8 protein-coding genes are annotated in these 21038 nt (G+C 60.9%); 6 read left to right on the top strand and 2 right to left on the bottom strand.

The window, feature by feature from the left end; all coding sequences use genetic code 11:
• The first annotated feature begins 370 nt into the window (after positions 1 to 370).
• The 4 genes from J3U87_RS31275 (at position 371) to J3U87_RS31260 (ending at position 14025) form a co-directional block, all read left to right on the top strand.
• Positions 371 to 10585 carry a hypothetical protein gene (locus J3U87_RS31275; RefSeq protein ID WP_237379732.1) on the top strand — a complete coding sequence of 3405 codons (10215 nt, stop codon included), beginning with the start codon at positions 371 to 373 and terminating at the stop codon, positions 10583 to 10585.
• A 48-nt stretch (positions 10586 to 10633) separates the two neighbouring features.
• A complete protein-coding gene (locus J3U87_RS31270) occupies positions 10634 to 11347 on the top strand; it encodes a hypothetical protein (RefSeq protein WP_237379731.1) in 714 nt (237 codons plus the stop codon).
• Positions 11348 to 12456: 1109 nt separating this feature from the next.
• The gene (locus J3U87_RS31265) at positions 12457 to 13170 is read left to right on the top strand and encodes a hypothetical protein (protein ID WP_237379730.1); all 714 of its coding nucleotides are present in this window, start codon (positions 12457 to 12459) and stop codon (positions 13168 to 13170) included.
• A gap of 129 nt (positions 13171 to 13299) precedes the next feature.
• Positions 13300 to 14025 (top strand): hypothetical protein, encoded by a 726-nt coding sequence (locus J3U87_RS31260; RefSeq protein WP_237379729.1) that lies wholly within the window; start codon positions 13300 to 13302, stop codon positions 14023 to 14025.
• 194 nt (positions 14026 to 14219) lie between these two features.
• Here J3U87_RS31260 and J3U87_RS31255 read toward each other — a convergent pair whose 3' ends face one another.
• Complete coding sequence (locus J3U87_RS31255; RefSeq protein ID WP_237379728.1) at positions 14220 to 17339, bottom strand: serine/threonine-protein kinase; 3120 nt, start codon at positions 17337 to 17339, stop codon at positions 14220 to 14222.
• A gap of 100 nt (positions 17340 to 17439) precedes the next feature.
• Here J3U87_RS31255 and J3U87_RS31250 point away from each other — a divergent pair, with 100 nt between their 5' ends.
• Positions 17440 to 18045, top strand: a complete 606-nt coding sequence (locus J3U87_RS31250) for an ECF-type sigma factor (protein WP_237379727.1) — start codon at positions 17440 to 17442, stop codon at positions 18043 to 18045.
• An 861-nt stretch (positions 18046 to 18906) separates the two neighbouring features.
• Here the strand turns inward: J3U87_RS31250 and J3U87_RS31245 are convergent.
• Positions 18907 to 19785 (bottom strand): sulfotransferase family protein, encoded by an 879-nt coding sequence (locus J3U87_RS31245; RefSeq protein ID WP_237379726.1) that lies wholly within the window; start codon positions 19783 to 19785, stop codon positions 18907 to 18909.
• Positions 19786 to 20322: 537 nt separating this feature from the next.
• On the opposite strand from J3U87_RS31245, the gene J3U87_RS31240 reads away from it, so the two are divergent.
• Positions 20323 to 20793, top strand: a complete 471-nt coding sequence (locus tag J3U87_RS31240; protein WP_237379725.1) for an EF-hand domain-containing protein — start codon at positions 20323 to 20325, stop codon at positions 20791 to 20793.
• The last annotated feature ends 245 nt before the right edge of the window (positions 20794 to 21038 follow it).

The raw sequence follows: 21038 nt of genomic DNA, 5'->3' as shown, positions 1-21038 counted from the left end.
TATCTCCCAATTACTCCTCTTTCTGTTTGAATGCCGGCTTCCTTCCCTTCTGACCTGAAGTGTGCGACGCGTGTGAAAGAGATTTGCCAAGAATTGGAGCGAAGTGACCTTGGTAGGGCCGCCGAGGTAATGCTACCAGGTGGTCCCCTGAGGTGGGGCCAATCGATCAGGACCGCCTAGGAGGCTGTCCCACGGGATCTCCCCGTCATGTCCAACGAGCGGAAGCGCCCGCCTCGCGCGGCTCGCCGTGCCTCCGCTCGCATCTTCGCATGGGCGCTTGCCCGCCATCGCTAGCCTGGCGATCCCTGTCGACGCTCGTCCGTTTCTGGGTCGTGTGCTGTCCCTCTGTGTCCACAGCCAAGGAGCGACCATGCTTACGTTCAAGCTTTTCGAGGGCGGGTTGTATCTCGCCGAGCCCGATTTCCCTACGCCGCAAAAGGCCACACTGGCTTTCATGTTCCAAAGCGAAAGCCGCACGGATCCGACCTTCGACCTCAGCCAGAGCACCTGGACCAGTTCCGGTCAACAAGGTTACTTTCTGTTTTTCGCGCCTTCGGACTCACGGGATTGGTCGACCTTCGCCAGCCAGGCCCGTGCGCTGTTCCAAGCCACCGAAAGCAGTCAATTCGGTTGGTTCGACGATTCCGGCGATCAAGTGAAGGCCGAAACGCTGGTGCTCGTGCAGGGCCAGGGGACCGCGACGCCCAGTGTCCAGACGCCCTTCAACCTGGCCATGGGCAACATTACCCTGAACGTTCAGGCCAGCCCGTTCGAAATCATTTCGATCAGCTATGACGACACCCAGAACCGTTTCCAGTTCGCCGCCAAGATGGAAACCAATTTTTCGTTGCTGGTCGTGAAGCCGGGAGGAGGGCAGCAGTTCATCTCCTCCAGTTCGGACACCATGACGGTACCCATGGACAGCGGCGGCACGGCCAACGCGGGCAGCATCGGCTTGACCTTCAGCATGGGAATCGACGACCTGAGCGCGTTCGAGGCGGGCCTGATGTTTTTCGCCCCGCCGCAGCAAGGCCTGGTGGTGGCACTGAGTTATCCCGTGGTTCAGCCCGCTTCGGGTTCCAACATCGGGTTCCAGGCCTGGCTGGACATCAACCAGACCCTCAACGGCACGCGCACCTACTTCCAATTCCAGGACACCCAAATCGGTTCCTACTTCGCCGACAACGCGGGCCGCAGCTTCACCCTGGGCACCACCGACCAGGGCGTGTCCGACCAGACCAGCCGATTCGTGCTGGCCAATCGGCCGATCCAGGAACCGACCCAAACCGGAACCTACTACCTGACCCTCGCCGGTGCCTTCAGCCTCGCCTCGACCGATGGCGCCAAGGTGGGTGCCAACGGCGAGAGCACCGACGTGCCGCTTTTGTGCGGCGTCACCGGCACGGAGTTCCTGAGCGTCGATCTCTCCGCCGCGAAATCGGACGATGCCTCGGCCGGCGTGGACGGCCTCTTCTTCCAGCCCGATCAACCCGCCTACCGCATCACCGGCGGCAGCGGTGACGACCCCCTGTTTCTGAGCTCCGAGAGCGGCAACATCACCACCTCCTGGGTCAGCTTCGAAACCAGCGCGGGAACCTATGTTTCGCAACCGCAGGCTTCACCGCTGTACCAGCAGAACGGGGAGGCGAAGGCCAATCTCGGCGATTCCAGTGGACTGGATCTCTACCTGTTGGATTTCCTGCCACTGGCGACCTGGACGCCAGGCGGTACCGGCGACGAAGCCAAGGCGACAGCGACCGCCGCCCCGCTGGTCCCGATGGCGCCCTATGCCGGCATCCCCACCCTGACGGACTTGACGCCCTTCCTGGAGATGGAGTCGGGCGCCCTCAACCCAAGCCGTCGGACCATTTTCAGCAATGCCCAAAGCGAGGTGGCCGAGGCCCAGTTGCGGGCGCTCGATGCCGACAACGACCTCCAGATCGCGATGACCCCGCAGGGCTTTTTCGCCGGCCTGGAAGGCGATGACCAGGTGTGGACCACCACCCAATTCGCAATCACCGATTCGCTCGAGGACCCCTCGCAACAGATCACCCTGCAATTCACCCAAATGGGTACCAAAATCCGTCAAACCCTGCAGCAGAACCAGATATTCGCCGTGATCAGCACGACCGAAGACGGCAGCGGCCAACCGCTGTTCGACTTCAGCGGGACCGACCAGCAAATCAACATCGCCGGTTGGCCCTTCCTGCTCTCGCCCGAGGGCACGCCCGCGAGTGACGAGGAACACACGCCGCCGATCGTGCTGTTGAAATTCTTCCCCGGCCAGACCATCAAGGACCTGGTGGACGACCTGAGCCTGTGGTCCAAGTCGGAAACCTTCAACGACAGCGCCAAGTTCAGCGCCGAGCAGGCCCAGACCTATCTGCAGGGCCTGATCCAGAATGCCTGCGAAGCCGTCTACGGCGCCGGTAACTGTCCCGACGGGACGCCCAGCGGCACCCCCGACACCAACTCCATCTACTACAACTTCTACCAGGTCGTCACCGATCCCGAGTTCAGCGGGGTTCTGGCGGTCAACGCCAACATGGAGCTCAACGCGCTGCCCACCGCGATCAAGGCCGTGACGGGTGGGATGACCGTGCCCGGGCCGGATGGCCCGGTCAGCAACATCCAGGCGTTTCGCGTGCACCACGTGGGCGTGGCCATCAACGATACCGATGCCCAATCCGCCACCCCGCAGCTCTCGCAGAGTTCGCTGTTCGGTTTGGTCGACTACGAAAAACCCAGTGGCGATGCCGGCGATGCCGTGAACGACGGTGTCGAGGTTTTCTACAATTTCGAAGTGGAGTTCCTGCGTGCCCTGTTCACCAATTCCGAGTTGAGCAGTTTTTCGTGCAAGATCAACCTGACGATCAACAACCTGTTCGACACGACCGTGACGTTGAACGACCAGACCAGCGGCCTGGTGGCGGACCAGGACGGCGACGACAACATCATCGTCATCACCGGCTCCTATCAGGCCCACTCCGAAAGTGGCGACGACAGCAGTTCCGGCGAGGGGCTCTACAGTTTCGTGGCGGAAGGGAACTTCGTCTTCACCTTCGGGCAAAACCCGTATCTGGACAACATCACGCTCACCAAGCTCCAGTTCAGCTTCGACAACGAGACCCCCAACAGCGATACCAGCTCGCACATCAGCGCCGGTTTCTCGCTGTGGGGCAACATGACGTTCAAAGAATTGGACGTGCTGGATATCTTCTCCTTCCAGAAACTGACCTTCGCCGACCTGGGCATCAGCGTGGGTTTCGACCTCAACATTCCCGCGCCGCCCGACCCGCCGACGACGTCCGACCTGAGCTTGAGCTTCGCACCGGGCAACCTGCGACTGGATGTGGCCGACAGCCCACCCAAGAAAGGGGATACCAGCCTGCTGAGCCTGCTGCCGTTCAAGTTGAAATCCTTCCTGTACTCGCAGCACGCCGACGAGACGCTGGAAAGCCTCAACTACTACGCGCTCAGTGCCGTGCCCGGACTCGGTTCGGTTTCCGATACCTTCAACTTCGCGCTCATCTTCGACATGGACCTGGGTTCGCTGGGTGCCCTGGTGGGCGACCTTTCGGCGTTCAAGTTCAGCTTCATCATCGGCTGGCTCAGCGGTGAGGACGGCGGGATCGCGTTCGGCGTGCAATTGCCCGAGGCGGACGGCCGCCTGCAGATCAGGATCGAAGGCGTGCTGAACCTCGTCATCGAACAGTTTGTGTTGAAGTACGTGCAGAACGAATCGGGCGACATGTTGGTGCTCGCCCTGCACAACTCCTACCTGGAACTGCTGGGCCAGCGCCTCCCGCCGGGCACTGCACTGTTCGATTTCGCCCTGTTCGCACCGGCCGAGAACAGCTCCGATATCGGGTGGATCGCCGCCATCAACAACACCGGCGGCGACGAAGATGTCGCCCTGCTGACCAGTACCGCGGCGGATCCCGGCAACCGGGCGATGATCGCGCACCAGGCGCACATCGCCCGCCAACCGCACATCGCCAAAAAATCCCGTGCGGGCCAACAGGTGGCGACCGCCGGCAAAGCCGGCACCCGCGGCAAGGCCCCGACCAAAGAAGGCGGCGACGGTGATGGCGACGGCAGTCCCGTCTTCCAACTGAAATACCTGGGCGGCGGTCAACGGGTCGGTCCCGATCCCACCGATCCACCGACCAATTTCGCCGATTTCCTGAAGTTCATGACCACCACCTTCTGGGATGACTTCAGCAACAACGAATTCGACAAGGTCTACCATCCCGAAGGGCAATGGCTCGTGATCTCCGATTTCCAGTTGCTCGGCATCATCGAGGTCGGCTTCGCCTTCTACGACGTCACGCCGTTCTACAGCCTGACGCTCAACGTCACCAAGCTGTTCAATTTCGAAATCACCTACACCAAGATCAGCGACAGCATCGGCCTCTTCTTCGCCAAGCTCAGCCTGCCCGACTCGCTGCGGACCTTCCAGGTCGGCGCGGCATCGCTGACCTTGCCGTCGTTGGCGGTCAGTGTCTACACCAACGGAAACTGGAAGGTCGACGTGGGCTTTCCCGAGGGAGACGATTGGTCCAACAGTTTCCGCGTGCAGGCTTTCGCCGGTCCGATTCCGGTCACCGGTTCGGGCGGTTTCTACCTCGCCTCGCTCAGCTCCGCCACGAGCGATGTCTTCAAGGGCGATTACCCCAGCATTCTGGCGTTCGGGTTCGCCGCGCGCGTCGGGGTGGGCAAGGATTTCACCGCCGGTCCCCTGAAAGCGGGTGTCAGCCTGACCTTTTTCGGGATCATCGAGGGTGCCGCCGGTTACCTTTCCTCCGGATCGGACAACATCTTCCAATCGCCCGACGCCCTTTCCCTGAAGGGTCAGTTCGGCGTGATCGGCGAGCTCTACGGCACGGTCGATTTCGTCATCATCAAAGCCAGCGTGAACGTCAACATCCAGGCCTCGATCGGCGTCCAGCTCGCCTTCGAGCGCAGCGTTCCCGACAGCGGCAGCATCCTGCTCTACGTGCAGGCTTCGGTCAAGCTGAGTGTCAGCGTCAAGATCGGCTTCGGCTTCTTCTCGGTCTCGATCAGTTTCAGCTTCAGCGCCTCGTTCCGGTTCGAGTGGAACCTGGTGGGTTCCGGCAGCAGCTCCAATTTGATCGAGGACTTCCGGGTCCGGGCCTTGACGGCTCCGATCGCGCTCGCGCTGGTGCCGGGCCTCGATACGACCGCGCCGGTCTGGTTCCTGCCGGAGGCCACGGTCGTATTCACCAACGATAGCGACGACGGCACGCCCTACCTGGTCTCGTCGTTCGGCATCGAGTTCGATCCGCAACCCAGCGCCGATGTGCAGCCTTCGGATTACAAACCCTTCGAGGCGATCACCACCCAGTTGGTCACCTGGGCCCTGGGCCACGTGCTCCAGGAAAGCGGCACCACCTTCGATGTCACGCTCGAGCAACTCACGACCCTGGACAGCGAACCGGACGTGCTGGTCGGCTGGATCACCTACGACGACCTGATCGATCAACTGAAAAATTTCACCATCACCCTGATGATGCCGCCCCAGCCCGCCCAGGGCGATACCTTGAACGGTGCGACCTTCCCGGTCTTCCCGTTCCTGAACCTGAAGACCAGCGGGCGCCTGGACGGTCAGGGCAACAAGGACGACTTCGACTACACCTTCTCCAGCAAGAACCTGGTGTCGGATCAGTTCATCGACGAAATCGACGAGTACTTCAGTCAGTTGTTGGTGAACCAATTCAGCGACAGCGACAACCAGAAGACCGCGATGGCGGATACGTCGACACCCCTGGCCCAGGTGGTGTTCCTCAACTACTTCACGGGGCTCGTCCGCGGCGGTGTGCACCAACTGCTGGAGACCCTGCAGAACGAGGGCAGCGAATCCTCGCCGATCGACACCCTGATCCAGAAAGCCGTCGGCACCGGTCAGTTCGCGAATCTGGCCGGACAGATGTCGGGCTACTTCCGCGGCGGCCCGCGCCTGCCGTTCACCCAGGGGCTGACCATTCCCACCGGCACCGTCTCGACCACCACCAATCCGCTCTATGCGCTGACCTGGCAGGAGTTCGCGGTCGGTGACCTGAGCGGTGACGGCGATGCGAAACTGTACTCCGTGAACATTACCTCGACCGAGGACTGGGTCGGTGGTTCCGCCAGTTGGGACCTGACCGAGTCCTGGTTGAGCGCCTACGAAGGCATCAAGGCCGGCGATTTGGCCGCGCCCGGCACGCCGAGCCAGTTGCCGTTCACCAATGTGGGTCCCCAGTCCTTCTCCTACAAGAATTCCGTCACCTGGAATCAGGCCGGTGGCGATTCGGTCGAAATCCGGGCCTTCCCACCCAACCAATTGGCGCTCCAAGCGGCCTTGGCCGGCGCGATGGATGTGCTGGTGATGACCCGCGAAACCGGGACCCCCTTCCTGCCGGACGGGACCCCGGTCGATACCTCGGAATTCAGTTGGGCCACGGAAGTGGAACTGGCCGTTTCGCAAATCCCGGCCGGCACGGGCGGCACCTTCCTGAAAGACACCTTCGCCCTGAGTGGCAGCAGCGAACAGAACCAGGTCTTGCTGGAACAGATCATCCGCGCCCAGGAGAGCGGCCAGATCGAGATCGAGAGCATCCAGGTTCTCTACCAGGAAGAATCGGGTGCGGCCGGTCTCAATTCCGGAACCGTGGACACCAGCCAGGTCTTCGCGCTGCGCACCAACACCACCACCGTGTCGGCGCCGCCGGCCGGTCCCAACCTCGTGTTCCGCGCGCTGCTCGAAGAGGATTCCGGTGTGCCCGTCGGCGCGACCATCGCCGAGTTCGCCGACTTCCTGCAAATCATCCAGCAGGCCGCGGTGACCAACGCGCCGGGTTACTACCTGCGCTATATCGAGACGGACGGCAACAGCCTGCCCGAGAAGCTGTTCCCCTCCGCGCCCGGCCAAATCACCTTGCTGGTCCAGTACAAGGACAGCGTGCAGAGCAACAGCGCCACCGCGCCGACCACGGTGCAGCCCTTCTTCAATGCGCTGGTGCTCGACAAGCCGGACGGCAGCTTGCTGTATTACAGCGAAACCACCGATCCGTCCCTGGATACCCAGTACAGCGCGGTGGCGGCCGGTGCCGTCGGCGCAGAGCTGACGCGGTCCGACAGCAGCATGAAGATCGCCGCCGATCACGCGATTCTCAAGTCCTGTGGCATCGCGCCCAACGGACCGATCTCGCCCGCCGACCTGATGTCGCAGATCGCGGCCTCGGGCGAAACCGATCTCGACCGCATCTTCCAGATGGCGGCCAGCGCCGGTTCCGGTGTGGCACAGCTCAACAGCCTGTACAGTTTGCTCTCGTACCAGGTCCAAAAAACGACCGGCTTCATCCAGAGCAACCTTTCCACGCCGATTCAACCGCAACAACCGGACGATGCGGAGGAAACCGACGAGAACCGCGACTACCGGGTCTTCGTGCCGTTGTACAACGTCGCCCAGGCCAACCAGGACGGTGGCGACCGGCCGCCTAACCGCTATGCCGATATCGGCGAGCCGTTTACCGTCGACTTTTTCCAAAACGACGCCTTCGGAAACCAAATGCCGAACGTGCTCGATTTCGACGGAACCAACTACTACTTCGATCCCATCGTGCCCGTGGACCAGTGGCAAGGCATCGTGTTGGCCTTCGATTTCCTCGCGGGGACCACGCCGGTGCAGGGCAGCTTCTCGGTGTACCTGGAGCCCAGCGAGCAGGCCTTCAGTGGCATGTCCAACGACGAAGCCCAAGCGGCGCTGCAACACTACTACACGATCCAGGATCAGATCACCGCGACCGGCATCTCGTTCTACGTGGAAACCAATGTGGTCCTCGACGACGACGGTTCCATGGTCAAGGTGGAACTGAGTGGCGACCAGCAGCAGGCCATCGTGACCATGGTCGGTCAAATGGTGACCTACCTGGAAGACCTGGCTCAGGGCAAGGCGCCTTCCTTCGATGTGGAAGAGGTGACCTTGACCGTCGCCGTGACCGGCAGCGGTACCCTGCCGCCGGCCTTCGAACTGGCCAGCCTGATCGGCATTGAGCGCGACAAGAACCTGATTTCGCCGCTGTTGAAGGATGCCCACGACAACGTGACCTTCCCGGCCGCCCAGAACGTGTCCAGCAACGTGCCCGCGACGGTCAACGCCAACCTGCCGGACGGTCAGCCGATCACGGTCGAGGCATTCGCCGCCGACTTCGTGAAGGCCTTCCCGGACCTGCTGCTCTCGGTGGGACTGAATGACGCCGACGAGCCGGGCGATTCGACGGCGACCCTGCGACGCAAGGCCCTGAAGGCGAACGGCGTTCCCGGTGACGGCAGCGGCAGCGGTCGGCCCGGTCCGCAGTCGCTGTGGGCCGTGCAACACAGCCTGATCGACATCCAGGTGGGGCAGAGCAAGGACACGGGCCCCTACTACATGTCGCCGCAACCGCTTGACAACACCCTGGATAGCGGCACCGTGCCGCTGCCCGAACTACCCCAGGCCATCCAACCGGCCAACTGGGCCGCAAGCCAGACCTTCACCGATGTAGACCTCGATCAGCTCAACGCGACCTTCTTCCAAGCCGTGGACGGCATGCTCGCGGCACCCTCCGCGGCGCAATCCTTCGAACAGGCGCGTACGGCTTACGACACCATTGCCGAGGGCCGACAGTCCCTGGCCGAGGAATACTCGCGTCACGAGATCGAGTGGTTGTTCTCGGCCCAGGCACCCTTCACGGGCAACAGCGACCAGCTCAACGAGGGCCGCGAGGCCTTCGATCAACAGATGCGCGCGGCCCTGATGACCGCCTACCTGGTGGACACCGTGGTTCAGTATGGCGTCACCTGGAGTCAGGTACCCGCCGACGTCAGCGACGACTACGCCCTGTTCGGGCAGGTCCAGCCGACCGTGGGCGACCTGCCCAAGGGCTTTACGATCAGCACCGCCCAGGTGCCGGTCCAACAGGATGGCAGTAGCTTGCTGACCTTCCTGTTCGGGGTCGCCGACATTCAGGACACCGCTTCGGTTTCGTTGGACCTGCAGTTCAACGTGACCCACGTGCAGTACTTCACTGAATCGTCGCAGCAGGTGCCGGCGGGCGAGGCCCGGCCCTCCATCTGGCTGCAACTGGTCAATCCCTACCCGGATGGCGTGCCGCACGTGGGACCCACCGACACGCAGACCGAAATCCCGTTGGTCTTCCGCCAGTTTCCCACGCCGCCGACCCTGATCACCCAGACCGCCACCGGAGGCGCCGCATCGAAGAGCACCGCGCTCGATGACAACCCGTTGGTAGCGGCTGCGGCCTGGCACTTCAACTACAGCTACCAGGGTCAGTTCACCGTTCACGACGAAATCCTGACCTCGATCACCTACAACACCGACCTCAGCGCCAACGGCGGCGGTCAGCTTCGCGCAGCCGCCATCGCGGAGAACCAGGTCTTCACCTTGTTCCAGGCGCTCGCTCGCTTCAGTGCGACTTGGACGGTCCTGCGCCCGATCCTGAGCAACCTTCAGGATCCCAATTGGGCCGCGGCCGCGCAGTCCTTCGCCGATCGCGTGACCGAGGTCGTCAACAACAGCGATTGGAACACGAACGGCGCCCAGGCACTGTTGGCGACGCTGCAAAACATCACCGACAGCTACACCGTGTTGGATACCGCCCAAAGCGGCGATCAACGCCAGATCCAACTCACGTGGTCCAGCCAGCAGGGTGAATCCAGCTTCCCGGACGCCACCCTACAGGTCCGCGCCATCGCACCCGACGGCCAACCCTATCCCAATCAGGTGCAGACGTCGATCACCGACGGCCTTCAAACCACCTACACGGCCCAGCCGCCGATCGTGGACGACTGGATCATCCACGGTATCGAGGTGGACAACCTCAACGTGCTCTCCGCCGAGAACGCCCTGCCGGGCGTGCAGGTGGAACGCAACCTGATCGCCATGAAGGGGCCCGACGGCACTACTTGGTACAGCCAGAACAACTTCGTCTACAAAACCCCGGTGGTGCGGCCGACGACGCCGTCCACGCCATTGGTGGACAACGCCGACCCGATCGACATCGCCCAGCTTCCCAACCAGGGGATCAGCACGGGCTGTCCGTCCAGCAGCGACGTGCCCGGCGAAGCCTGCCTGTGCCAGCGCATCTACACCATGGTCTACGACCTGCTGGCCGACCCCGGGCAATCGGCGGCCTTGCGCCAGGCCCAGGTCAATGCCGGTGCGGCCGATGACCAGTCGCGGCGGGTCAAGATCGCGGCCAGCTTCCGCTATCCCATCAACGACGCCGCCGGCAGCCAACCGGGCCAGAACCCGATCTTGCCGGTGTATCCCATCGTGCTGGCGCGCAGCTTCGTGATCGATGCCGCGTCCGACGCACAGCTCGACGATCTGGCCCAGAGCCTGGCGCTGGCCGTGGCGAATTGGGCCCAACGGAACGGCGTCGTGTTCGGCAATACGCCGCAGCCCGCCAGCGGGCAGATCGTCTTCGACATGACCCTCTATGCGCAATTGAGCGGGTTGAACACGCCCGTGCTGCGGTTGCGCGACCTCTTCCTGAACCTTTCCGACGTAACTGACTGATTCTCCGCCGGATCTGGCGGATTAAACTTCACCATAGGAGAAGGTAACATGCCTCATCATTCAGATTTTAGCTTCGAAGTTCTAGGTAGAAATTCCGTTCAGGACAGTTGGAACGGCCAGCCCACCTCATTGTTGAAGGATCAGAACCTCAACATGCCGCAGACGCCCGACGGCACCATGATCCTGGCGGCCACCAATCAGGCAACCGAAAACAACCAGGGTACGCTGGCTATCACCAGCGGAGGCAGTCAGCCCGAATTCCCCAACATTCCCGCATTGGCCAACGAACCGACGATCTTCATCGAGAACTACCACGCCAACAACCTCAGCCTCACCAACATCAGCGCCAACGACAACACCCCGATCCTGGTCCAGGGTGTGGGACCCGGCATCCCCGGCATCAACCCCCAGAACCTGACCACCCAGGAGCCGGTGACCCTGACGCCGGGACAGGCCGCCCAAGGCAACGCCAGCCCCCAATACATGCAGTTGGTCTTCACCTCCACCACGCCGACGCTCGGTGTGGTCGGCTTGATCGGCGGCCCGCTGGACAAAGACAACAACAACGGCTACGTGATTGCGGTCAACGCCACGTCCAACACCGGACCGGGCACGGGTAACGAGCCGCCTCCGGGCTACTACGCCACCACGACCAGTAACGCATACACCTACGCCTTCAATTGGGGCTCGTCCACGATCTTCGTCTCCAACCTGTCGCCCAGCACGGCCAACCCCGTTCAGGTCACGCTACGGGCGCTGTAATTCGACCAACAGGGAATCAACCGAACCGAGCGGGAGGCCTTCCAGTCCCGGTTCGGTTGGTACCCAGCCCGGGATGGGGACACCCACCTGGTTCGAATGGGGTTCGAATGGGAATGAATGAGCCCGGAATGGGGACACCCACCGATTCGGAGCCCGGAAGCCCGGAATGGGGACACCCACCAATTCGGAGCCCAATGCGCCGGAATGAGGACACCCATAATTCGAATGGGTAATTCGAATGGGGACACCCATAAATTCGAGTGGAAGCCCGGAATGGGGACACCCACCAATTCGAATGGGGACACCCATAATCGGCTGCGGAAGCCCGGAATGGAGACACCCACCAATTCAAATGGGGACACCCAAAAATACGGAAGCCCGGCAGCCAATTCGAATGGGGACACCCATAAATTCGAGTGACGTCGGGATGGGGACACCCACCAGTTCGAATGGGGACACCCATAATCGGCTGCAAGCCCTGATTGGCCGAATGAAACATCGGAATGGGGACACCCATAATCGGCTGCAAGTCCTGATTGGCCTGCCGCCTGGAATGGGGACACCCAAAAATTCGAGTGGCAGACCGGAATGGAGACACCCACCAATTCGAATGGGGACACCCAAAAATACGGAAGCCCGGCAGCCGAATTCGCCAAATCCGAATGGGGACACCCATCATTGGCTGCAAGCCCGGAATGGGGACACCCACCAATTCGAATGGGGACACCCATAGTTTCGGAACATCGGAATGGGCGGAATGGGGACACCCATAATCGGCTGCAAGTCCTGATTGGCCGGCCGCCTGGAATGGGGACACCCAAAAATTCGAGTGGCAGACCGGAATGGAGACACCCACCAATTCGAATGGGGACACCCATAATCGGCTGCAAGCCCTGGTCGGAACGGGGACACCCACCAATTCGAGTCGTCCGAATGGGGACACCCAGCAATTTCCCGAGCGACAGGATTCGGGACACTTGCCGACGCTGCAATGACTGATCGGGCTTCAACATTCGCACGCGGCGTTTCACGCCGCCTTTGGCACCAACCGACAACACAGATGGCTTCGGTTCGGGCGTACCGGACCGCCTTTCCTCGAAGGAGATTTCATGAGGCCCCCAACCGAGACGACGTTCGATGTACTCAACCAGAATTCGGTGGACAACGATTGGAATGGGATCGGGACCGTGCTCGCCAAGGATCAATCGGTGAACATGCCGCAGACCCCGAACGGTACCGTCATTTTCGCCTATGCCAATCAGGCGACGCGCAACAATCAGGGCCAACTGGCGATCAGCTCGGGCGGAAGCGAACCCCTGTTTCCCACGGTGCCTTTCGGCGCCAACCAGCCGTCGATTCTGATGAACAACTGGCACGCCAACAATCTGAGCGTGACCAACATTAGCGCCGCCGACGACACACCGATCTGGATCGCGGCGTACGGGCCGGGCATTCCCGGTCAGTTTCCGCTGCCGCTGTCGGTGGGAGCCACGCTGCCACTGTCGACCACGCAATCCGCCCAGGGCAATGCACTGCCTCAGTTCATGCAGTTGGCGATGCGCTCCCAATCCTCCGACCTCACGATTTTCGGCCTCATCGGCGGGCCCACCGACGAACAAGGCGACAACGGCCACGTGTTTGCCTTGAACGCTTCGGAAAATACCGGGCCAGGCACCGGCAACCCGCCGCCGGACGGTTACACGGCGACCACGACCGGAAACAACTACGCCTATCAGTTCAACTGGGGCAGTTCGACGGTGTACGTGGTCAATCTCTCGCCGGTGGCGCCGGCCCAGGCGACGGTTACGTTGACAAAGCTGTGACAGGGCGACGGTTACCGCTTGGAAGAAAGCCCCGAGCAGGTTTGGCGCTTCGGGCTTTCCAGCCGGCACGGCTCGCCTGATCGGTTGCGTTTCATCGATTCGATCCTTCCGTTGTTGATGGGAGATTGCATGCTACAACTTGAAAAGTCCACCCAAACGGTTCCCTACGAAATGATCGGGGTCAATGTCGTCGATGCGTCTTGGAACGGCGCGCCGATGATCCTGGAAACCAATCAGAACGCCAATCTGCCGGAGACGCCCACTGGGTCGGTGGTGTTCGCCTACCAGAACGAGGCGCTGCAGAACAACCAGGGTTCGATCGCCATCACCTCGGGTGGCTCGGTTCCGGTCGAGAAGCAGGTGCCGGCCTTGACCAATCAACCGAGCATCATTGTCAACAATTGGAACGGGAACAACCTGAGTGTGACCAACATCAGCGCCAACAGCAACACGCCAATCCGCATCCAGGCGGTGGGTCCCGGCATGCCGGGCACGAATCCGCTCGAACTACCGATCGGGCAGACCGTGAATATGGCACCCGGGCAAACCGCCCAGGGCCTGGCCGAACCGCGCTACATGCAGGTGGTGTTGCGTTGTTCCAGTGGGAACCTGGGGGTGCTGGTGATTATCGGCGGTCCCCTGGACGCCAACGGCGAAAACAGCTATCCGATCATGGTCAACTACTCGGCCAACACGGGGCCCGGCACGGGCAACACCCCGCCCGAGGGATACTATGCCACGACCACCAGTAACGCCTATACCTACCAATTCAATTGGGGCAGTTCGACGGTGTTCGTGGCCAACATGTCGGGAGACACCGCCGGACAGTGTGACGTGGTGCTGCGGGCGCTGTGAACGGCTCGGACCCCGATGGGTGTCCTCCCCTTACTTTCGGCCACAGCACCTCGTTGCAAACCGCCGTATGCGCGGCCCATCAAGCCATGCGCTTGGCCTACCATTCAAATGCCGAAACCTGGTGGGAAATCCGATTCATCCGCGACTCCGATCGCGGGCCAACCCGAATTCCTGGAGCTCGCTTGACGGTGCATTCATTCGGTTGAGAAGCGGGCCTCGAGAGTCCGGGCTTCATCGAAACGATTCGCCAGGCGAAGGCTCTCGACACGGATGGCCAGTACTTGGCGAAAAAGCGGTGTTTCGTTCGCAAAGAACGGGAGGCACTGGTCGAGCAGCGATTCGCTCTTGGCCAGGGCTTCGGATTGCTGGTTCAGTTCGAGGTGAAGCCGGATTCTGCGCAACATCAACCGAACGGACCGGACCTCCAATGGATCGGACGTGGGAACCGGAACGAAAAGGGCTCGATCGAGGAGCTCACCGGCCTCGATCAGATTTCCGCGGGCATGCGCGCCACGCGATCGACTCGAAAGCAGGCGCCATTCCAGGAGTACGGCGCTTTCCGGATCCAGGTCGGAAAGCCGAACGGTGATTGCCGCTACTTGAGACTCATGACCACTTCGATCCCCGTTGGCCAAGGCGAGATCGGCTTTTCCCAATTCATAGATGAGCCGGGAAAGGAGGTTGTCCGGTGGGGCCTTGTCCAGGTCGCGATAGATGTGGGCGGCTTTTTCGAACTGGCCGAGGCGGCGACAGGCGACAGCCCAATTGTGGCGTGCAGCCGCGATTCGGGTGTCGTTGGCGCCCATCGAGGTGATCATCGCTGGCACCAAATGTTCGTAAATGGCCGCTGCCTCCCGATTGTAATCCAACCTCAAGTAATGGAAGCCCAAAGCGTGGGCGAGCGCACCGAACAGGGCTTGATCCTCTGGCAACCGTTGCCGATAGGTTGCGACCAGTGCTTCCAATTCGGTCAGTGCCCTTGGCAACCGACCCGACTGTTCCCAGAAATCCACTTTCAAAAGCGCACCATCGATCACCAGGCGATGAGTCGATGGGAAGGTCTGTCGCAGGATTTCCAGGGCCGTCGCCTGGTGTCGATCGCCCATGTTCCACTCACCCTGCGTCCATGCACAGCGCGCCATTTCGTGGAGAACCTGGCCGATCCGCCAGTGCTGGGCCCCGAACTGGTCGCGGTATGTGGCCAGCACGGAACGCTGGAGCGCCACGGCCTCGTCGACCCGGCCCGTACATCGTAGGTACATGCCTCGATAGAACCAGATTGATGCCCGAAGAGCCGGGCGCGGTTCCCTCAGTTCTGCTTCGATGGCTTCAGCCCGATCTATCAGGGACGGGACCTCGCTCAGTTTCCCCTGGCCCATCAGGGCCATCGCCAATTCTGCACAGCCATAGGCGAGATGGTTGGTCTCCGTGGTGGGATGTCTCCCGAAAATGTCCATGGCACGACGTAAGGATGCCTCGGCCGAGCGATAGTCCTGGGTCAGGTTGTGCGTCAAGCCCAAGCGAATGCGATTCGCCGCGATGGCATGTGCGTTCTCCCGGTTCAGGGTGCCGTAGAGCCGATGGCTTTCCTCGTAGCGGGCGATTCCCGCCGAATACTGGCCGCGGGCCAAATCCAGCGAAGCGAGGATTTCGAGCGATTCGCCGATCTTTCGATCGCTTGCGCCATGGTCTCGACGTAATTCCAGCGATTCCAGCATCATTGCTTCTGCCGGCTCGAACTGCCCCAGATTGTTGAGGACGTTGCCCAATTCGTGACACAGTTCGGCGCGAACCAGGGGCTTAAGCTCCGTATCCGCCAGCAGGCGCCATCGAGCGTCGTCGAGAATTTCTTCGAGTGAGGCGGCCTTGGTTCGCCGTTCATAGGGGTCCGCACCGACGAAACTGTCGACCAGAAATCGAGATATCGCCTGCGCGTGGTCCCGCTCGTCCTCTGCGATGACCTTCAATGCCCGCGCTTCCGTGCGTTGGTGTTTCAGCATATCCCGCTGGCGCCACAAGCCAAAGACCGCGGTAACCAATATGAGGAACGACGAGACGGTAATCGCCACCCCGACGCGATGACGCTTCACGAATTTGGCCGAAAGGTACGACCAGGATTCGGGGCGAGCGCTTATGGGTCGGCCGCTCAGGTGGCGGGCCAAGTCGTCGCCCAGTTGGGCTGCCGACCCATAACGCCGGTGCGGGTCGTCTCGCAACGCACAGAGCACGATGGTGTCCAGATCGCCTTGCAGCTCGCGCTTCCAATGACGCCGGTGCTTTGGACTGACGCTCCCGAGGGGATCCGCGCCGTGCTCGGCCTTCGGGTCTCTCTCGAGGACCGTGCTGGGTTTCACGGGCTCGCCCTCTCGAGCCGACGTCGCGTTGTCTCCGTCCGCAGAGGGCCGGATCGGCGGGCATTGGCCCGTGAGCAGTTCGTAAAGCAGCACGCCGAGTGAATAGACATCGCTGGCGGTCGTCAGGGTGTCTCCTCGGACCTGTTCCGGACTGGCGTACCTCGGCGTGAAAAAACGTTGTCCCGTGCGGGTGTGGCTGGAGGCATCGGTGGCATCGGCATCGAGGACCTTGGCGATACCGAAATCGAGTAATTTGGGTTCTCCGTCGTCTTTGACCAGAATGTTGCCCGGCTTGATATCCCTGTGGATGATCAAATTCTGGTGTGCTTCCTGGACCGCGAGGCACACCTTGCGAAACAACCGGAGTCGGGCTTTCACGCCCAGCGCCTGTTCTCGGCAATACCGCGTGATCGGGACGCCGACCACGTACTCCATGACGAAATAGGGTAGGCCGTTCGGGGTGGTTCCACCCTCGAAAAGGCGCGCGATGTTGGGGTGATCGAGATCGGCCGATATCTGGCGTTCCCTGCGAAAGCGAGCCAGGATTTCGGCGCTTCCCATTCCCGGTTTGAGAATCTTGATGGCGACCTGTGCCCGGTACTCCGCATCGATGCGCGCTGCGAGGAAAACGTGACCCATGCCTCCGGTGCCTAGTTCTCGAACCAAACGGTACGAGCCAATCTGTTTCCCGATAAACGTTTCCGACGCCATTGAAAATAGCGGGGGTGCTCCGCCTTCCGGACAGCCCGACGAAAGGGGCGATTCCCAAATGCGGGGATCCCATTCGTCGAGGAACACGAGTTCGCCAACCTCGCGTTGCAGATCGCGATCTCCCTCACAGGCTCGCTCGATGAATGCGGCTCGGTCCGGCTCGGGCTTGTCCAATGCATCGGCGACGATTTCTTTGATTTTCATCCAGCGGCTGGGAGGGAGGTGTGATTTGTTCGCGTCGGTGTTCATCGAATCCTCCCACTCCAAACCGAACCCACCGGGTATCGAGGAATGACGTTGTTTGGGATAATATTGAACGGGGCGATCATTTGGCAAAAGGATTTACGGAATGGCAGAATCTGCCTCTTCTCACGGGCAACATTCGGACGAACAGGAATCCGACCAGGACATCACGGAACTCATGGCGCAATGGTACGCGGGAGACGAGCAAGCGTTCCACCGTTTGTTCCCCTTGATTTTTCAAGATTTACGTCAAATCGCCCGCAATGCGCTGATGCGTGAGCGCCAAAACCATACCTGGGTTCCCACCGAATTGGTCAACGAAGCCTTTTTGCGGCTCGTCCACCGAAATAAGGCGCCTTTTTCGTGTCGCAGCCAGTTTTTTGGGGTCGCGGCCCGGGTCATGCGATACCTTTTGATCGACCATGCCAAGGCTCGAAAGGCTGAAAAGCGAGGTGGAGGCGTCGAGTGGGTGACCTTACAGGACGCGGATTCAGAGGGAGGTCAGCTATCCATCGATATGGAGTTCCTGAATGAATCCCTGGACACGCTTGCGCGGATGGACCCACGCGCCGCGAAGGTGGTGGAGATGAAATTTTTTGCCGGACTGACCAACCGAGAAATTGGTGAGCTGCTTCAAGTGTCTGAAATGACTGTGATTCGAGATTGGAAGGTGGCGCGACGTTGGCTTCAGCAACGATTTCAGGCGGGCTAGGGATCGGTACCCACGCGAATCACAGCCCCAAGGCGCCGTTGATGTTCACCCACTAGATCGACGCCTATCCGGAAGCAACGATTTTTCCACATCTCCGCCCGATATCGTCGGTGAAGTTGGTGGGTGTCCCGAACCGGAAATCAGCGGTGAAGTTGGTGGGTGTCCCGAAATAAAAATCCCGAAAAAAATAGCTCCCTAACCAGTCACCAGATTGTCGGTGGTGAAGTTGGTGGGTGTCCCGAACCGAACCGGATTGGAGAAGTTGGTGGGTGTCCTGAAATAGCCGGCTCCCGAAATAGCCGATGTTTGGCGGTGAAGTTTGTGGGTGTCCCCAACCGGAACCGGTGAAGTTTGTGGGTGTCCTCAACCCCGAAATAGCCGATGTTTGGCGGTGAAGTTAATGGGTGTCCCGAAAAAATATCGGCGGCGAAGTTTGTGGGTGTCCCGAACCAGATTAGATCCCGAACCAGATTGCCAAGTTGGTGGGTGTCCCAAACCAGATTCGGCTCGTCCACCGAAATAAGGCGCCTTTTTCGGGTGGGTGTCCCGAACCGAACCGGATTGGTGAAGTTTGTGGGTGTCCCGAAATAGCCGGCTCCCGAAATAGCCGATGTTTGGCAGTGAAGTTTGTGGGTGTCCTCAACCCCGAAATAGCCGATGTTTGGCGGTGAAGTTAATGGGTGTCCCGAACCAGATTGGTGGGTGTCCCGAACCAAACCATCCCCCCGGCGGTGGAGTTGGTGGGTGTCCCGAAATAGCGGTGACCGAAATAGCCGACGTTCAATTGGTGGGTGTCCCCAACCAGTCCAATTGGTGGGTGTCCCCAACCAGTCCCCAACCAGGGGGCTTGGGTTGCTGCCGTCATTGTGCTGTTGCCACCGGGACCGGATAGTCGTACGCGGCGGCCAGGGCTTGGGCCTCGTCCGAGAGGGGGTGGGGGAGGCGCACGTCGCGCCAGGCCTCGGCGAGGGCCGGGTCGACGCCCTTGTGGTTGCGGAAATTCACGTCGCCGATGGCGATGCCCTCCGTCATGCGACCCGGTTGGTAGGGGTCCAGCATGCCTCGATCGAAGGTCAATCCCAACATCTCGCAAACGGCGCGCATCATCGCTTCGGGCCGAGTGACCAGGTCCTCGTAGCGGATCGTTGTTTGCCGATCGGGCGCGACCGTGGCGAGAAAACGCGCGCTATTTCGGTTGTGGCGAACCCAAATCGTCTCCGCCGCGCGCCACGAGTCCACCTCGCCGCGAAAAACGAAATCGCGGACCATCGGCTTCCGATTCAAACGCATGATCGAATCCATCACGGCCAAGGGGTGGCGAATCAAGTGGATGAACCGCGCCTTGGGAAACCAGGCGCCGGCCCGCTCCAGATGCTCCAGGTGTTCGGCGTAGGTGGGCGTTTTGTCCACCAGCATGCGCGGCGCGGCCGCGGTCGTCAAGGCGTGGTAGACATCGGGAATCGACCGATCATCGCGTTCCCATGCGCGCAACTCCTTTTGCGCCGTTTTCATCGAGGTGTCGCTCAGGACGGTCAGTGCCTTGACCAGACCCAATCCCATGAACTCGCTCATGCCCGGCGTGTTCGCACGTTCGGCCATGGTTCGATAGGGCAACAAATGGAGTTCCGGCGGTGCGAACAAACCCGGATGCCCCGCCAACATCACGCGGAGCAAGGTAGATCCGCAGCGAGGACTACACAGCACAAAAACGGGATGGAGGTCGCATGTGGCTTCATTCATGTCGGGCTCCCTGGCGGAATCGGCCGTTTGGCAAAGTCTTCGAGCTGGGCAACAACCCGCTGCCCATCCAGAAACGGAAGGATCACCACTCCCAGGCGGCTTGGCCGGATGGGCACGGTATCAGGTGTCAGGCTTCAGCAAGATTATTGTTTCTAGATGATTAGATGACACCTTGCTGCCGGTGCCCACGGGCATTGGACATCCGGCCAATTCAGGGGAGCCTTTTCAAAAAACCCTCGTTTCTGGATGAACACACCGTAACGCGCTCCCCGAAAGGGGGTCAAAGGAAACTCTGTTTCAGATGGGCGGTTCGGGGCTGAAATTTTGGGTTTCAGTTTTCAGTTACAAAGAAAACCCTTGAAAGGTAATGACTTAGAAGTCGAATGGTCGATTGCGATCCGACTTTGTAACAAAACATCTCAGTCGGATTTCTCCACAGTTTCTCCACTTTCGGAGGGTAATTTTGGTGGTGTCGACGGGGTGGTCGCCAAGCAGGGCGGCGGGCTCCGGTCCCATTACCGCAATGGAGTCCTGGATATGAAAAAAATGATGATACTCGCACTGATCGCCATGATCTCCACGATCGCCTTCGCCCAACGGAAAGGCTATGCCGATTATGGATCGAAGGAGCGTCGCGAAGGTCGTCGCCACAATCCAGGCTTCCACCTGATCCGCATCGCCGACAGTGACCGAGACGGGCAGGTCACCCAGGACGAGTGGTCCACCCTGGTGGCGGGCCTACAAAACGAAGCCGGAACCCTCACCAACGAGAGCATCGTCGAATTCCTCGAGGCCCATCGGTCTCGGCAGGGAGAAAGCGGGGACGGCCAACGCGACTCCGGCCGCCGGCCATCGCCTCCGGCCGATGCGTTTGATTTCGATCACAACGGCGTGCTGGAAGTGGCCGACCTGACCCATGTGTTCGGTGAGGTCGATCGCAACGGCGACGGGGTGATCGACCGGGACGAAATGCCCCGGCCACCACGACGCTCGGCCAAGCGTCGCTGATTCGAATTTTCGAAGCTTTTGAGGCTTCCACTCTTTTAACTAGATTGTACATGTAACCCAAAGCCCCGGTTTCCGGCGCGACCACGTGCCATCGCCTTGTCGCCGAATCCCCATCGCGGCCAGCCTGAATCCCGGCGATCGGCCTTCGTGTGGCTCTTACCGGGCCTCCCTTACCGGGCCTCCCTTACCGGGCCTCCCTTACCGAGCCTCGGGACCGTCACCGCGAATTCGATCACCGAACCACC

The organism is Sulfidibacter corallicola (assembly GCF_017498545.1).
GTDB lineage: Bacteria > Acidobacteriota > Holophagae > Acanthopleuribacterales > Acanthopleuribacteraceae > Sulfidibacter > Sulfidibacter corallicola.
Note: the sequence above shows the minus strand (reverse complement) of the source record. Positions and strands in the feature narration are given on the sequence as shown.

Bases quoted from the DNA above. Each gene is read 5' to 3' on its own strand.
- J3U87_RS31260 (WP_237379729.1), top strand. From the start codon at position 13,300: ATGCTACAACTTGAAAAGTCCACCCAAACGGTTCCCTACGAAATGATC.
- J3U87_RS31275 (WP_237379732.1), top strand. From the start codon at position 371: ATGCTTACGTTCAAGCTTTTCGAGGGCGGGTTGTATCTCGCCGAGCCC.
- J3U87_RS31265 (WP_237379730.1), top strand. From the start codon at position 12,457: ATGAGGCCCCCAACCGAGACGACGTTCGATGTACTCAACCAGAATTCG.
- J3U87_RS31250 (WP_237379727.1), top strand. From the start codon at position 17,440: ATGGCAGAATCTGCCTCTTCTCACGGGCAACATTCGGACGAACAGGAA.
- J3U87_RS31240 (WP_237379725.1), top strand. From the start codon at position 20,323: ATGAAAAAAATGATGATACTCGCACTGATCGCCATGATCTCCACGATC.
- J3U87_RS31245 (WP_237379726.1), bottom strand. From the start codon at position 19,785: ATGAATGAAGCCACATGCGACCTCCATCCCGTTTTTGTGCTGTGTAGT.
- J3U87_RS31255 (WP_237379728.1), bottom strand. From the start codon at position 17,339: ATGAACACCGACGCGAACAAATCACACCTCCCTCCCAGCCGCTGGATG.
- J3U87_RS31270 (WP_237379731.1), top strand. From the start codon at position 10,634: ATGCCTCATCATTCAGATTTTAGCTTCGAAGTTCTAGGTAGAAATTCC.